This is a genomic window from Micromonospora sp. NPDC001898 (genome assembly GCF_042891255.1).
Lineage (GTDB): Bacteria > Actinomycetota > Actinomycetes > Mycobacteriales > Micromonosporaceae > Micromonospora.
In genome coordinates this window covers 32,533-49,680 of the sequence record NZ_JBIATC010000029.1, presented here as the reverse complement: position 1 = coordinate 49,680, position 17,148 = coordinate 32,533, and the positions used below count along the sequence as shown (strand labels likewise).

Sequence of the window (17,148 nt, the reverse complement as noted above, 5' to 3'; positions counted from 1 at the left end):
AACGGAAAGATCCACTCCGGGCGAGCCGCTGAGATCACCTGCACCACCACATGATCCACCATGGACCAGGCGCCAAGTTACGAGACATCTCTTAGCCACTCCCAGGCACAGACACCGAGAAGCAGCGCTGCCGGATGACTGTCGGCCACATGCATCGAGGGTCACGACGGCGACGCCGACACCGGTGCCGCGCCAGATAGGTCACCAGATACAGATCCGCCCTGACCGTCCTCGCCACTCACGACCCCGCGCCCGGAATCCGAACACAACCCACCGACGCGAACTCCCACCTCAGGACACTGGTCCGCAGGCCGGACTACGCGGCCGAGGGATGCCCGCCGACGGTCGCCCCTTCAGCCTGGGGTGAACCACGGCTTTCGACGAAGGAGATCCTCACGGCCAACCCGTTCCAGGTGGGGTCCGGCGACTTTCTCGTGCTCCGCAACGACGAGGGCTGACACGACGAGGGCCGCAACGACGAGGGCCGCAACGACGAGGGCCGCAACGACGAGGGGGGCTTCGTCGAGCAGACCCCGGGACCGGTTTCTGACCGGCCGTCCGACTCGGTTCCGGCGATCAGCTGCTGGAGCCGAGTGCCCGCTCGATCAGACTGTCGACGTCCATGGCGTCGATGAGCTCGTCGTCGGCCGCCTGCGCCGACTCGGGGCCCTCGTCGGAGGCGGCGGCCCCGCCCGCTTCGGCGTCGGCCAGGCCGAGCAACGCTTCGAGGACACCGGCCTCCTTGAACCGTTCGAACGGCACTGAGGCCAGGATCCGCCGTACGTCCTCCTCACGGGTGTCCACGTCGTCCTCGGCCCCGAGTAGTTCCGAGCGCAGGTACTCGACCACCGCCTGCGGGGTCGGATAGTCGAAGATCAGTGTGGCCGGCAGCCTCAGCCCGGTGGCGGTGATCAGGCTGTTGCGGAAGTTGACGGCCGCCAGGGAGTCGAAACCGGCCTCCTGGAACGCCTGGGCCGGGCCGACCCCGTCGGCGCCACTGTGACCGAGGACCGTGGATGCCTGGCTCCGCACCAGCCGGAGCAGGATCCGATCCTGTTCGGCCTCCCCGGCGGCGCGCAGCGAGGTCGTCAGCGACGACGCGCTCTCCGTGGAGTCGTCGGAGGGCTGTGCCGCCTCGATCGCCGCCGCGGCCTCCGGCAGGTCGTCGAAGAGCGGGCTGGTGCGGACCGACGTGAACGGCACGATGAAGGCGCGCCAGTCCATGTCGGCGACGACCACCGATTCCGTGGCGGCCTGGATCGCCTGGTCCAGTGCGGCCATCGCCGTGTCGGGTGTCATCGGGATGACGCCGCGCCGCCGGAGCTGCGCCAGCGTCTCCTCGTCCATCCCCGCGCCGGCTGCGGTCAGCGCACCCCAGGCGATCGCCTGCGCCGGGACGCCGTCCGCTCGAAGGCGCCGCACGAGCGCGTCGAGGACCGCGTTCGCCGCGCCGGCGGCGGCCTGACCGCCACCGCCCCAGATGCCGGCGATCGAGGAGAAGACGACGAACGCGTCGAGCGGAAGTTCCGCCGTCAGCTCGCTCAGCCGGACCGCAGTGTCCACCTTGGTCCGGAAGACCTCGGTGACCTCCACCTCACCGGTTTCATCGATCGGCAGGGTCAGGGACAGGTCGGCGGCGTGGACGACCGCGGTCACCGGGCGGCCCGGAGCGCGAACGAGACCGGCGAGCGCATCCCGGTCGGCGTCCGCGCACGACTCGACGACGGTGCCGCTGGCCAGCTTCGCCAGCTCGTCGCGCAGTGACTCGACGCTCTCGCCGGGCTCGCCCTCGCTGGTCGTGACCACCAATCGCTCCGCGCCGGCCTGCGCCAGCCACAACGAGACGTACCGGCCGAGGCCCTCCGCGCCGCCGGTGACCAGGACCGTCCCCCGTGGCCGCCAACGCCGCTCGCTCCCGGTCCCGGCCGGACCGGTGGCCCGCCGCAGGCGCCGGACGTGGACGCCGGATCGCCGGATCGCCACCTGGTCCTCACCGGACGCCCCGCTCAGCACGCCGAGCAGGTGCCGGACGGCCCGGCCGTCCGGTTCGGCGGGCAGATCGATCAAGCCGCCCCAGCGGTCCAGGCGCTCGAGGGCGGCCGCCCGGCCCAGGCCCCACACCGCCGCCTGGGCCACGTGGGCCGCCCCGGCGACGGCGTCGCGGACATCGACGCTGACCGCGCCCTGGGTCAGGCACCACAGGGGCGCGGTGGCGCCTGCTGCGGCGAGCGCCTGGATCAGGGTCAGGGTGGCGGTGGTGAGCGCGACCGGATCCTGCCGGTCGCCCTCGGTCCGGTCAGGGAGTGCCAGCAGGGACAGGATCCCGGTCACCCCGTCGTCGGCCAGGACCCCGCCGAGCCGGCGGGTGAGCTCGCCGGTGGACAGGTTGGGTTCCACCGCGCAGGGCACCACGTCGAGGCCGTTGGCCCGCAACTGGTCGAGCAGACCCTCGCGCGAGACGTCCGTGGACTCCGGCGTGATGACGAGCCAGCGACCGGCGGGCACCCCCAGGGCCTCGCGCTGGGGCGGCACCCAGCCGATCGCGTACCGGAGTTTCGCCGAGACCGACCAGGTCTCGCGTGCCCTCCGCCAGCCGGCGATGGCCGGCAGCACCGCGTCCAAGGCCTCGCTCTGGTCGGCGGACAGCTCGAGCATGGCGGCCAGAGCCGCCGGATCGGCGTCCTCGATCGCGTCCCAGAAGCCGGCGTCCGTCGCCTGGCCGCCCGGTCCGTCATCGTCCGGAGCGGCCTCGGTCAGCCAGAAGTGCTGACGGTCGAAGGCATAGGTGGGCAACTCGGCCGGGTGCCGGGGCCGGTGCGCCGGCAGTGCCGAGCCCCAGTCGACCGGCACACCGCCGACGAAGAGCCGCGCGGCCGCGGCGAGGAAGGATGCCGGACCATCGGCGTCCCGGCGCAGCGTGCCGGAGACGATCGGTCGCCCGGCGCCACGGGGCCGGGCGACCGAGTCCGCGTCGTCGATGACGTCGGTCATCGGCTGCACCAGGACCGGATGCGCGCTGACCTCCAGGAAAACTCCGAAACTCTGGGTCAGCAGGCTCGCCACGGCCGGGCCGAAGCCGACCGGCTGCCGCAGGTTCTGATACCAGTAGTCCGCGCCGAGCAGGTCGTCACCGTCGATCCAGCCACCGGTCACCGTGGAGTAGAACGGAATGCGCGGAGGCTGGGTGTCGATCCCGCTCAAGGCCGTCGCGAGGACGTCCTCGATGCGCTCGACGTGGCGGGTGTGCGAGGCGTAGTCCACCGGCACCTTGCGGGTCCGTACGCCCTCCCGCGTCAGGGACTCCAGAGCCTCGGCCAGCGACTCCTCGTCGCCGGCGATGACCACCGAGGACGGGCCGTTCACCACGGCCACCTCGAGCCGGCCGGGCCAGGCGGCCAGCCGGTCGTTCGCCTCGCCCGCGCCGAGCATCACCGACGCCATGCCGCCCTGGCCGGACAGCGTGGTCGCGATCGCCTGGCTGCGCACCGCGACGACGCGGGCCGCGTCGGCCAGCGACAGGGCGCCGGCGACGCACGCCGCCGCGATCTCCCCCTGGGAGTGGCCCACCACCGCGTCGGGCCGCACGCCCACCGACTCCCAGAGCGCGGCCAGGCCGACCATCATCGCGAAGCTCGCCGGCTGGACGACGTCCACCCGATCGAGGGTCTGTTCGTCCACCTCGCCGCGCAGGACATCGGTCAGCGACCAGTCCACCCAAGGTTCGAGCGCCCGCGCGCACTCGTCGATCCGCGCCCGGAAGACCGCGGAACTGTCCAGCAGCGCGCGCCCCATGCCGGACCATTGCGATCCCTGGCCGGGGAAGACGAGAACCAGCCGGCCGGGTGCTCCGGAGCCGAGCACGCTGCCCGTGGTCAGGTGGGGTGCCACCTCGCCGCGGGCGAGCGCGGCGAGGCCGGTCAGCGCCTCGTCTCGCGACCCGGCCAGCACGACCGCCCGCTCCGGCAACGTCGCCCGGCCGTGCACCAGGGCGTCGGCCATCGCCGGCAGCGCCGGTTCGCCGGTCTGAGCGGGGCTGTCCAAAGACGTCCGCAGCCGGGTGGCCTGCGCGGCGAGTGACCGGACGCTCTTGGCGGACACCACCAGCGGCACGACGTTCGTCGCGAGCCCCTGCAACGGGTCCGAATCCTCGGACGGGGCGGTCGCGGCCTCCTCGGACGGGGCCTGCTCGAGGATCAGGTGCGCGTTGGTTCCGCTGGCGCCGAACGCGGAGACGCCGACCCGTCGGGGCCGACCGGTCTGCGGCCACTCCCGCGGCTCGGTCAGCAGGGCAAGGGTGCCGGCCGACCAGTCCACCTGTCCGGTCGGTTCCTCGACGTTGATGGTCGGCGGCAGCACTCTGTGCCGCAGCGCCTCGACCATTTTGATCACGCCGGCCACGCCGGCGGCCGCCTGGGTGTGCCCGATGTTGGATTTCAAGGACCCGAGCCACAGCGGCTGCTGCGCATCCCGGGCTTTCCCGTACGTGGCGAGCAACGCCCCCGCCTCGATCGGGTCGCCGAGTACCGTGCCGGTCCCGTGGGCTTCCACCGCGTCGACGTCGGCCGGACCCAGCCCGGCCGAGGCGAGTGCCCGCCGGATCACCCGTTGCTGCGCCATCCCGTTCGGTGCGGTCAGCCCGTTCGAGACACCGTCGGAGTTGACCGCCGACCCGCGGACCGTGGCCAGCACACGATGGCCACGCTGCCGGGCCACCGAGAGCCGCTCCAGGAGCACGACGCCGGCACCCTCCGACCAGCCGGTGCCGTCCGCGGAGGACGAGAACGCCTTGCACCGGCCGTCGGCGGAGAGCCCGCGCTGGCTGGAGAACTCGACGAACGCCTCTGGGCTGGCCATCACCGTGGCCCCGCCGGCCAGCGCCATCGTGCATTCGCCCAGCCGGAGCGCCTGCGCGGCCTGGTGGATCGCGACCAGCGAGGACGAGCACGCGGTGTCCAGGGTCACCGCAGGCCCCTCGAAGCCGAAGACGTACGCGATCCGGCCCGAGGCGACGCTCGGCGACGTGCCGGTCATGACGTATCCCCGGACCTCCTCGGGAATCCGGTTCAGCCGGGTCGCGTAGTCGTGGTGCACGATCCCGGTGAACACACCGACCTCTTCGCCCCGGGCGGACAGCGGGTCGATGCCGGCCCGCTCCATGGCCTCCCAGGAGGCCTCCAGGAGCAGCCGTTGCTGCGGGTCCATGGCCAGCGCCTCGCGCGGGGAGATCCCGAACAGCCCGGGGTCGAACTGGGCGGCGTCGTAGAGGAAGCCACCCGACCGGGTGTAGGTGGTCCCCGGGTGCGCGGGATCCGGATGGTAGAGCCCGTCGGTGTCCCAACCCCGGTCGGCGGGGAAGCCGGAGACCGCGTCGCGTCGCTCGATGACCAGCCGCCACAGGTCGTCCGGGCTCTCCACGCCGCCGGGCAGCCGTACGGCCATGCCGATGATCGCGATGGGCTCGTCGGGGTCGGACACGGGCGCCGGAGCCCGGTCGGTCACCTCGGCGACCTCGCCGGACAGCTCGCCTGCCAGGTGCGCCGCCAGGACCCGCGGCGTCGGATGGTCGAAGACGGCCGTCACCGGCAGATCGACGCCCGTGAGGTCACGCAGCCGGTTGCGCAGCCGGACGCCGCCCAGCGAATCGAAGCCCAGGCTCTTGAACGACTGGTCGTCGTCCATCGCGTCGAGATCGGCCCGCTGGTAGCCCACCACGACCGCCACCGACTCCCGGATCACCTCGAGCGCGATCCGTTCGCGTTCGTCCCGGGATCGGTCCGCCAACCGGGCGGCGATGCTCTTCTGAGCGTCCTCCTGGCCGCCGGCGGGCCCGGCCGTGACCGCGGGGACCGCATCGCCGAGCGGTGCCTGGTCGAGCCAGTACCGCCGGCTCTGGAACGGGTAGGTCGGCAGCTCGGTGGCCAGGGCCGAGGCGGATCCGGCCGGACGGCCGACGACTGCGGGCCAGTCCAGGGCCACGCCGCGGACGTGCAGTTCGCCCAGGGCCGCCACCGCATCGGCGACTTCCGCGCCGTCCGGACGCAGCGTCGCGACGCAGGACACCGCCGACGAGTCCAGGCTCTCCGACGCCATCGTGGTCAGCACGCCCCCCGGCCCGAGCTCCAGGAAGGTCGTCACGCCCTGATCGCGCAGCGAGGTGACCGCGTCCCCGAACCGGACCGTGGCCCGCACCTGCTCGACCCAGTAGTCGGCGGTGGCGAACCGCTGTCCGGCGTCCGGCCGGCCGGTGACCGTGGACACGACGGGCACCCGGCCCGGCCGGTAGGTCAGCGACTCGGCGACCTCCCGGAACCCGGCGAGCATCGGCCGCATCAGCGGCGAGTGGAAGGCATGGCTCACCGGCAGTCGGCGGGTCTTGTGGCCGAGCTGGGCGAGATCGCTCGCCACCCACAGCACGGCCACCTCGTCTCCGGACAGCACCAGCGACCGGGCGCTGTTGACCGCCGCGACGCCGACGACGCCGGGTGCCTCCACCAGCGACGGGGTCACCTCGGCCTCGCTCGCCTGGACGGCGACCATGGCTCCGCCGGTAGGCAGCGCCTGCATCAGCCGGGCCCGCGCGGCGACCAGCTTCCCCGCGTCGGCCAGGTCGAGCACTCCGCCGACGTGCGCGGCGGTGATCTCCCCGATGGAGTGGCCAGCGATCAGGTCCGGGCGCAGTCCCCACGACTCGTAGAGCCGGTACAGGGCGGTTTCCAGGGCGAACAGGCCGGCCTGGGTGTAGATCGTCTGATCGATCAGCCGGCCGTCCTCCGCGCCTGCGGCGGCGAAGACGACATCGGACAGCGGCGCCGTGGCGTGACCGGCCCAGTGCTTCTCGACAGCCCGGCAGGCGTCGGCGAACGCCTCGGCGAAGACCGGGAAGGCGACCGCGAGGTCCCGGCCCATGCCGGGCCACTGACTGCCCTGCCCGGTGAACAGGACGGCCAGCTTGCCGTCGACCGGGGCTCCACCGATGGCCGGCGCGGAACCCTCGGCCAGACCGCGCAGATCGCCGACCAGCTCGTCGCGATGCCGGACCACCAGCACCGCCCGCCGGTCGAGCTGTGCCCGGCCGGTGGCCAGCGCGAGGGCGATGTCGGCGGGCTCCAGCTCCGGCCGCGACGCCACGAAGTCCGCCAGCCGGCCGGCTTGGGCCCGCAGCGCGGCGGGGGTGCGACCGGAGACCGGAACCGGCACGCAGAGGTCGGTCGAGGGCCGTTCCAGGGCCGGGTCCTCGGTCCACTCGCCGGCGTCGTGCCTGGCGGTCTCCTCGCCGGCCTCCTCCAGGATGACGTGAGCGTTGGTCCCGCCGATGCCGAACGACGACACACCGGCCCGGCGCGGCCGTCCGGCAAGGGGCCAGTCGCGGCGTTCGGTGAGCAGCCGGACCGCGCCCGCCGACCAGTCCACGTGCGTCGACGGCCGGTCGACGTGCAGCGTCCTCGGCAGGACGCCGTGCCGCATCGCCAGCACCATCTTGATCACGCCCGCGACGCCGGCTGCGGCCTGGGTGTGGCCGATGTTCGACTTCACCGACCCGAGCCAGAGCGGGCGGTCGTCCGGCCGGTCCCGGCCGTAGGCCTCCAGCAGCGCCTGCGCCTCGATCGGGTCGCCGAGCGTGGTCCCGGTGCCGTGCCCCTCGACGGCGTCGACCTCGTCGCCCCGCAGTCCGGCCGCGGCGAGCGCCTTGCGGATCACGCGCTGCTGCGACGGGCCGTTCGGCGCGGTGAGGCCGTTGGAGGCGCCGTCGGAGTTCACCGCCGTCCCGCGGACCAGGGCCAGCACCCGGTGGCCCCGCGCACGGGCCTGGGACAGCGGCTCGACCAGAAGCAGCCCGACCCCCTCCGACCAGCCGGTACCGTCGGCCGCGTCGGCGAACGCCTTGCAGCGGCCGTCGGGGGCGAGCCCCCGCTGCCGCGAGAACTCGACGAAGGTCTCCACGGTGCCCATCACCATCACGCCGCCCGCCAGCGCCATCGAGCACTCGCCGTTCCGGATGGCCTGCACGGCCAGGTGCAGGGTCACCAGCGAGGACGAGCAGGCGGTGTCCACGGTGATCGCCGGGCCCTCCAGGCCCAGGTGGTAGGCCACCCGTCCGGAGACGACGCTGCCCGAGCCGCCGGTCAGGCGGAAGCCCTCCACGCCGGACGCGTGGTGCGTGCGCACGGTCCAGTCGTGGCTGTTGACCCCGACGAACACGCCGACGTCCTGGGCGGCCAGGCTGTGCGGGTCGATGCCGGCCCGTTCGAGCAGCTCCCACGAGGTCTCCATGACCAGTCTCTGCTGCGGGTCCATCGCCAGTGCCTCCTGCGGCGAGATGCCGAAGAAGGCGGCGTCGAACGCGCCGGGGTCGTCGAGGAAGGCGCCGTGGCGGACGTAGGTGGTGCCGGGGTGGTCCGGGTCGGGATCGAACAGCCGGTCGGTGTCCCAGCCGCGGTCGGTGGGGAACTCGGTGACCACGTCGGTCTCCGCGGCGAGGATCCGCCACAGGTCCTCGGGGCTGCGTACGCCGCCGGGGAACCGGCAGGCCATCGCGACGATGGCGATCGGCTCCTTCGTCGTCGCCCTCGGCTCCGCGGTGGCCGGCCGGGTCTGGGCCTGCGCGTCGTCGAGAAGCTTGGCCTGCAGGTGGGCCGCCAGCGACCGGGGCCTCGGGTAGTCGAAGATCATCGCGGGGGACAGGGTCAGCCCGGTCGCGGCAGCGAGCCGGTTACGCAGTTCGAGCGCGGTGAGCGAGTCGAAGCCCGAGTCCTTGAACGTCCGGTCGAGCCGGATCGCGTCGGTGCTCGCATGGCCGAGGACGAGGGAGCACTGCCGGCGGATCAGGTCGACCAGGGCGTCGAGCTGCTCCGCCGGGGGCAGCGCGCTGATCCCGGCGGACGAGGAGGCCGACGCCGCCGGAGCCGGCCGCACGGTCGCACCGGCCGGGGTGACCGGCCGCCCGGCCGGTACCAGACCGCGCAGCACGGACGGCACCCGCGAGCCGTCGGCCGCCTGGAGCGCGGCCGGGTCGAACCCGGCCGCGACCACGGCCGCGCCGGCGTCGTCGCCGGCCCGCAGGGCCTGGTCGAACAACGCCATCCCGTCGCCGTCGGACAGGCCGATCATGCCGACGTCCCGGTTCCGCCGGTGGTCGGCGTGGCTGAGGTGGCGGGTCAGGCCGCTGGCCCGATCCCAGTAACCCCAGGCGATCGAGACCGCCGCCAGGCCGGCGTGCCGCCGTTCCCGCGCCACGGCGTCCAGCGCCGCGTTGGCCGCGGCGTAGTTGCCCTGCCCCGGGTTGCCGAGCACACCAGCGGCCGAGGAGTAGAGGACGAAGGCGGCGAGGTCGAGGTCGCGGGTGAGGTCGTCCAGGTGACGGGCCGCGTCGACCTTCGCCCCGAACACGGCGTCGACGCGGTGCGGGTCGAGCTCGGTGATCACCGCGTCGTCCAGCACCCCGGCGGTGTGCACGACCGCGGTCAGCGGGTGTTCCGCTCCGACCGTGGCCAGCAGCGCCGCCACCTGCTCGCGGTCCGCCACATCGGCGGCCACGAGCCGGACGGTCGCGCCGAGCCCGGTCAGTTCGTCGTGCAGCGCCGCGGCGCCGGCGGCCTCGGGGCCGCGACGGCCGGCCAGGATCAGCCGGCGGACACCGTGCTCGGCGACGAGGTGCCGCGCGGTCACCGCCGCGAGCGTTCCGGTACCACCGGTGATCAGCACAGTGCCGCCCGGGTCGAGCGGCCGGGACGCGGGTGAAGGCGCGACCGGCCGCAGCCGCGCCAACCGGGGCACGAGCACCCGGCTGTCCCGGAGCCTCAGCTGTGGTTCACCGCTCTGCACGGCCGCGATGACGGAGGCGGTCGCCCGGGCCGCCCGGTCGGCGGCGACCAGCACGAGCCGGCCCGGGTGCTCCGACTGGGCGGACCGGACCAGCCCCCAGACGGCGCTGGTGGCGATCCCGTCGTCGTCCTGCGTGACGATCACGAGCCGGGCGCCGTCCTCGCCCGGCCGGGCGAGGAACGCCTGGATCAGCTCGAGCACCTCGACGACCGCCGCGCGCGGGTCGCCGTCCGAGCCGTCGGCCTCGTGGATCAGCAGGGTCGCCGGCGCGGCGGCGACCGCGGCGGCATCGGTCACGTAGTGGGCGGCGAGGCCGGGCGCCGAGGTGTCCCGGGGCATCGGATGGTCGACCCAGTCCAGGCGGAAGAGGTCCGCGGTGGACGCGCGCTGCCCGGCGACCAGCTCGGCCACCGCCAGCACCGGCTGCCCGGCCGGATCGGCCAGCTCGACGCGGAAGGCCAGTCCGTCCCCGGCGGACGTGGACCGGACGCCGACAGTGTCGGCCCCGGACGCCAGGAGCCGGACGCCGCGCCAGGTCTTCGGCCGCTGGTCGGGGGAGAGGACGGTCCGGACCGCCGCGTCGAGCAGTGCCGGGTGGATGCCGTAGCGCTGCGCGTCCGGCCGCTCGGCGTCGTCGAGAGCGACCTCGGCGCCGGGGACACCGGCGACCTCGACGGTGGAACGGGCCGCCGGTGCCACGGTGCCGGTGGCGTGCGGCGTCCACTCCTCGGCGGCGCCCGCGCCGGACGGACCCGAGTAGACCGTCAGCGAGCGCCGGTGGGCGGCGTCCGGCTGCCCCACGAGGATCCGTACGTCGAGGCTGCCGTGGCGGGGCAGCACGACGGCCCAGTCGATGGTCAGCTCCTCGACGACCGGGGCGCCGGACAGGTCACCCGCCCACAGCGCCAGCTCGACGAGGGCTGCCTCGGGTACCTCGACCGCGCTCTCGTCGCCGTCCGACCAGGGCAGGAGCGACGCGGACCACCGCCCGGTCGCGATCAGGCCACCGGAATCGGGCAGCCGGACGAGCGCGCCGAGCAGCGGGTGCCCGGCGTCGTCCAGGCCCAGGCCGGACGCACCGGCGGCCGCCACCGGACGTCGCCAGAACCGCCGCCGCTCGAAGGGGTAGGTCGGCAGGTCGATCCACGCGGCCAGGCCGGCCGCCGGGAGCAGGCCGCGCCAGTCCACCGCGACGCCGCGGACGAACAGCTCGGCCATCGAGCGCACCAGGCGGCCGATCCCGCCGTCGTCCCGGCGCAGCGAACCGGCGACGACCGCTTCCGAGCCCGCCTCGTGGACGGCCTCGGCGACCGGTTGGACGAGCACCGGGTGGGGGCTGACCTCGACGAACGCGCCGAAGCCCTGCTTCAGGAGGCGGTCGACCGTCGGACCGAACCGGACCTGGTGCCGCAGGTTGCGGTACCAGTAGTCGCCGTCCAGCGCACCGTCGGCCCGGCCCCCGGTCACGGTCGAGTGGAAGGGCACCGCGGGCTCGGCGGGCGACAGGCCGGCCAGCGCCACCGCCAGGCGTTCCCGGACGGCCTCGACCTGGTCGCTGTGCGACGCGTAGTCGACTGCCACCCGCCGTACGTCGACACCGGACTCGGCCAGTTCGCGCAATGCCTCGGTCAGGGCCTGCGGGTCACCGGAGAGCACCACCGAGGACGGGCCGTTGACCGCGGCGACCTGCACCCGGCCGTCCCACTTCGCCAGCCGCGCCGCCGCGTCGGAGGCGTCGAGGCGTACCGAGGCCATGCCGCCCCGGCCGGACAGGGTCTCGGCGATCATCTGGCTCCGGACCACGACGACCCGCATGGCGTCAGGTAGCGACAGCGCCCCGGCGACGTAGGCCGCGGCGATCTCGCCTTGCGAGTGGCCCACCACCGCGTCGGGCCGCACCCCGGCCGACGCCCACAGCGCGGCCAGTCCGACCATCATCGCGAAGCTCGCCACCTGGATGACGTCGACGCGTTCCAGCAGTTCCTGGTCGGCCTCGCCGCGCAGCACGTCGATCAGCGACCAGTCTGCCCACTCGGTCAGCAGCCGAGCGCACTCCTGGACGACCTCGGCGAACGCGGGGGAGGTGTCGAGCAGCTCACGGCCCATCCCGGCCCACTGCGCGCCCTGCCCAGGGAAGATCAGCACGACGCCGGAGGACGCGTCGGAGGTGGCGCTGTCGCGCACGACGAGGGGACTGACCTCGTCACGGGCCAGTGCGCGCAGGCCCGCCAGCGCCTCGTCCCGGGAGCCGGCCAGCACGACCGCACGCTCGTCCATGGTCGTCCGCCGGGAGGCCAGCGCCACGGCGACGTCGACCCACGACGACTCGTCGGCGGTCTGGATCAGCGAGACCAGCCGGTCCGCCAGCCGGTTGAGCGCCCGCGCTCCGCGGGCGGACAGGATCAGGGGCACGATCCGGGGCGCCGGCGGCACCGGCTGCCGGACGGCCGGCTGCCGGGGTGCTTCCTCCAGGATCACGTGGGCGTTCGTTCCGCTCAGCCCGAAGCTGGAGATTCCCGCGCGACGAGGACGACCACGGTGCGGCCAGGGCCGGCTTTCCGTCAGCAGCGCGACCGCGCCGGACGACCAGTCGACGCGCGATGTCGGCTCGTCCACGTTGAGCGTCGCCGGCAGCACACCGTACCGAAGCGCCTGGACCATTTTGATCATGCCGGCGACGCCGGCTGCGGCCTGGGTGTGGCCGATGTTCGACTTGAGTGAGCCGAGCCACAGGGGCTGGTCGGCGTCCCGGTCCCGGCCGTAGGTGGCCAGCAACGCCTCGGCCTCGATCGGGTCGCCCAGAACGGTCCCGGTCCCGTGTCCCTCCACCGCGTCCACGTCCGCAGGACCCAGACCGGCCGATGTCAGTGCCTGCCGGATGACCCGTTGCTGCGCCTCACCACTCGGTGCGGTGAGGCCGTTCGACGCGCCGTCGGAGTTCACCGAGGAGCCGCGCAGCACGGCCAGGATCCGGTGCCCGTTGCGGCGAGCATCGCCGAGGCGTTCCAGGACCAGCACCCCGGCGCCCTCCGCCCACGCGGTGCCGTCGGCGGCCGAGGCGTAGGACTTGCATCGGCCGTCAGCGGCCAGCGCCCGCTGCCGCGAGAACTCAACGAACGACTGAGGGGTGGCCATCACCGTGGCCCCACCCGCCAAGGCCAGCGAGCACTCGCCCCGGCGCAGCGCGTGGGCAGCCAGGTGCAGCGCGACCAGCGACGACGAGCAGGCCGTGTCCACGGTGATTGCCGGTCCCTGCAAGCCGAGCAGGTAGGAGATCCGGCCCGACGCGACGCTGCCCGAGGTTCCGGTCGTCTGGAAGGCTTCGAGCTCTTCGGGCACCGGACCGCTGGTGCCGTAGCCCTGTTCCATCAGGCCGGCGAAGACCCCGGCGTCGGTGCCCCGCAACGACGAGACGTCGATGCCCGCATGCTCCAGCGCCTCCCACGAGGTCTCCAGCAGCACCCGCTGCTGCGGGTCCATGGCGATCGCCTCGCGCGGGGAGATGCCGAAGAAGTCGGCGTCGAACTCCGCCGCGCCGTCGAGGAACCCGCCGCGGTCGACATACGAGGTCCGGGCGCGGCCCGGGTCGGCGTCGAACAGCCGCTCGAGGTCCCAGCCACGGTCGGCCGGGAAGGGACCGGACGCCCCCCGACCCTCGCTGACCAGATCCCACACGTCGTCGGGTCCGTTGATTCCACCCGGCAGTCGGCAGGCCATCCCGATGATCGCGATCGGTTCGTCAGTCCCGGACGCCGTGCCGGCGGCGGTGTCGGTGGCCGTGTCGGTGTCGGTGGCGGTGCCGGCGGCGGTGGCCGGGTCGTCGACCAGTGCGGTGTGCAGGAACGCGGCCAGCGCACGCGGCGTCGGATGGTCGAACGCCGCTCCGGTCGGCAGCTTCAGACCGGTCCTGGCCATCAGTCGCGTACGCAGTTCGACGATCGCGGCCGAGGTGCATCCGAGATCCCGGAAGGTCTGGTCGGCCGGGACGCCGGCGGTGCCGGGCCGGTTGAGCGTCGCCGCCGTCTCGTCGCGGACCAGGGCCTGAAGCAGCGCGCGTTGCGCGTGCCGGTCCAGGCGGCTCAGTTCTGCCCGGAGGGCGGTCGTCGTGTCGTCGAGTCCGTCATGGACGAGCGGCTCCGGGAAGATGTCACGCAGCAGGGCGGGCACGCCCGCCCCCGACTCCGGCCGGCGCGGACGCAGGGCGAACAGCGGCGCCGGATCCGAGGTGGTGAGGAGCGTGTCGACCGCGAACAGCCCGTCCCGCACCGATGGCGAACCCGGAGTGTCCCCGGCCGGTTCGCACCAGGTCAGCACCGCGCCGGCCAGCCCGCGCCGGCGGCGGTCGTGGACGACGGCGTCCACCATGGCCACCGACACCGCCCGGCCGGGGTCCGCCGTCCTGGTGACCTCGTACGGGTCGGTGATCGCGATGAACGAGGTCCGATCGGAGTCCGCGGCGGTGCTCAGCTTCCGGGCCAGCTCCGAGTCGCCGTCGGCGAGGATCACCGCGGCGGCGGGGCCCGGTGCGATCGTGGACTCCCACTCGGTAGCGGCGGCGTCTCCGCTGGCGATCAGCAGCAGTCGCTCGTTCGGGTGGACGGAGGCCAGGTGGCGTGCCACCGCGGCGCCGCGTACGGTGTCCGCGCCCGTCAGCACTACGACACCGTCGGCGCCTGACCACGAATCTCGCATCGCGCGGTCCGGGACCGCCTGGCGGGTCAGCCGGGCCACCAGGAGCGCGCCGGACCGCAGCACCCAGCGCGGTTCGTCACGCAGGATCGCGTACGGCACGGCGTCGATCGGCGATTCGTCGTCCAGGTCGACCAGGATTGCTCGGCTCCCCAGGACCCGGCCCGTCGCGGCCGCCAACATGGCCTGAGCCGGATCGGCCGGCTCGTCCTCGGCCGACACCGACACCGCCTGTCGGGTCAGGAGGACCAGCTGGCCCGATCCGACCCGAGCGGCCCACGCCGCCACCTCTTCGACCAGCTGCCGGGTCTCGGCGCATCGCTCCGCCCAGGTGTCCGACGTCTCGGGCGCGAGCAGCACGGTCATCTCGGCCGCGTCGGCCGTGGCCAGATCGGCGTAACAGGAGGACGATCCCTCCGCAGTGAGGCCTGCCGCGGCCGAGCCCACGAACGCCCAGGTCGTCGGCGCAGGGCTGGCGGTGCCGGGCGACGGCGCGGGCACCCATTCCAGGCGCAGGACTCCGTCGTGCAACCCGCTTGCCGTGTACCGCAGCACGGCGGGCTGATCGGCCAGCCGGCGGCGCTGGATCTTGCCCGACGCGGTCCGCGGAACGCTGACCACCTCATAGACCTCTTCGGGAACCTTGAACGTGGACAGCTCCCGGCGGCACCGTTCGATCACGGCACTCATTTCGACGCCCGACGGATCCGTGACCACGTAGGCGACGGGCACCTCGCCCAGCACCTCGTGCGGCCGGCCGGCCACGCCGACGTCGGCAATTCCCGGAGCGGCGCGAAGGACCGCCTCGATCTCCTCCGGGTGGACGTTCTCGCCGCCCCTGATGATCAGATCGCTGATCCGGCCGCAGATGGTGAAATAGCCGGCGGTGTCCCGGCGGGCGAGGTCACCCGTGCGATACCAGCCGTCCCGGAACGCCGCTGCGGTCGCCTCCGGTTTGTTGTGGTAGCCGGACGTCACGTTCGGCCCGCGCACCCATACCTCACCCTCGACGCCGACCGGCACGTCGTGGCCGGTCTCCGGGTCGACGATCCGGACGTCCACACCGGGCACCGGAAGCCCGCACGACCCGTCGACGCGGACGCCTCCCGGCGGGTTCATGGTGATCGCGCCGCACGTCTCGGTGCTGCCGTACGCGTCGACCAGCGGCACCCCGAATTCCTCGCGGAACGACCGGCATAGCTCGGGACCGGCGACCGCGCCCCCGACCAGCCCGATCCGTAGCTCCGGCAGGGCGATCCGGCGCTGCCGCCGCGCCTCAAGAATGTAGTGATAGGTGGCCGGCACACCCGCCACAAAGGTGGCCCGGGTTTCCCGGGCGGCTTCCAGGAACTCGTCCCCGGACGGGCTGTCCATGATCCGGGCGGTCGCGCCGACCACGGTCACCGCCAGCACGCACGCGATATGGGAGAGGCTGTGGAACAAAGGCAGCGGCCACAGCACGCGATCGTCCGCCGACAGCCCCGGGATCGGAACGTAGCTCGCCGCGACCGAGTACAAGCAGTTGCGCTGGCTGGAGAGCACCCCCTTCGGCTCTTTGGTGGTACCGGAGGTGTAGAAGATCCACGCCGTCTCACCCAGGCCCAGGTCGTCTGGGGCGGCTACCGCCGGTTCGCTCGCGGCGAGCTTCTGGTAGGCGTGGACCGACGTGTGCGCGGGTGCGTCGCCGGTCACCAACAGGAGCGCGTCGGGGGCCAGGGCCGGCGAACGCAGGAAGCCAGCCACGTGCACGGGGTCGGTGATGACGACGGCCGCCGCGCTGTCGGCCAGGAAATAGTCCAGTTCGGAGTCGGTGGACGCGGGGTTGACCGGTACTCCGACCGCGCCCGCACGAAGGGTGGCGAGGTAGCTCTCGAGCGTCTCCACGCTGTTGCGTAGGCAGATCATCACCCGGTCGCCACGTCGCACACCGAGGCCCACCAGATGTCCGGCCAGCCGGCGGGTCCGCGCCTCCAGATCGCCGTACGTGACCGCCCGCTTGTCGTCCTGGAAGGCCACCTTCTCGCCGAAGCTGTCCGCGTGCTCCCGCAACACCTGGGGGAGGGCTCTGATCAGTTCGGCGCGCACGGATCACACGTCCTCTCGTAGAGCGGACCCGGTCGGGCGCCGGATGGGCGAAACCGTCGGCCCGCATTCGGAGGCTAGAAGCGGCCGTGCTGACCGGGCATCCCTCAGCCTGGTAAACGCCTCACCGGAGAAGCCATGGGCGGTGAGGCGACAGTTCCGGCTGTCACCTCACCGTCCACGTCCTGCCAGCGCTGCGGCCGTCAGGAGGTGAAGAAGGCCTGGAGCGGAGCCGTGGCATGCGCGCCGGCGCCGGCTCGCACCGCGCGGTGGGCAGCGCCTTCAGTTGAACTGTGGCGGGGTGCAGGGCGAGCGGGTCGGCACGTGTGCGTGGCAGTCGTGCCGCACCCGGCTGAGGTCGCTCGGCTGATGAACGACTCCTTACGAAGGGCCCGGAGCGCTATTCAAAAGCCCTTTCGTGAAGGGTGTGGCTTCCCTGAGGGGCTCTACACCCAGGCGGTTACGCGCGACGACGCCTGGTCTGGTAACGTTCTGCCTCGGCCGTGACAGACCCTTGAGGAGGTGAGACCCGTGAATGCTGGTTCGATGATGTGG

Annotated in this window: 1 protein-coding gene; it reads right to left on the bottom strand. The window is 73.3% G+C overall.

Going from position 1 to position 17,148, the window contains the following annotated elements:
- Positions 1-576: 576 nt before the first annotated feature.
- A complete protein-coding gene (locus ACFYZF_RS29070; protein WP_387026121.1) occupies positions 577-16,596 on the bottom strand; it encodes a type I polyketide synthase in 16,020 nt (5,339 codons plus the stop codon).
- Between the last annotated feature and the right edge of the window lie 552 nt (positions 16,597-17,148).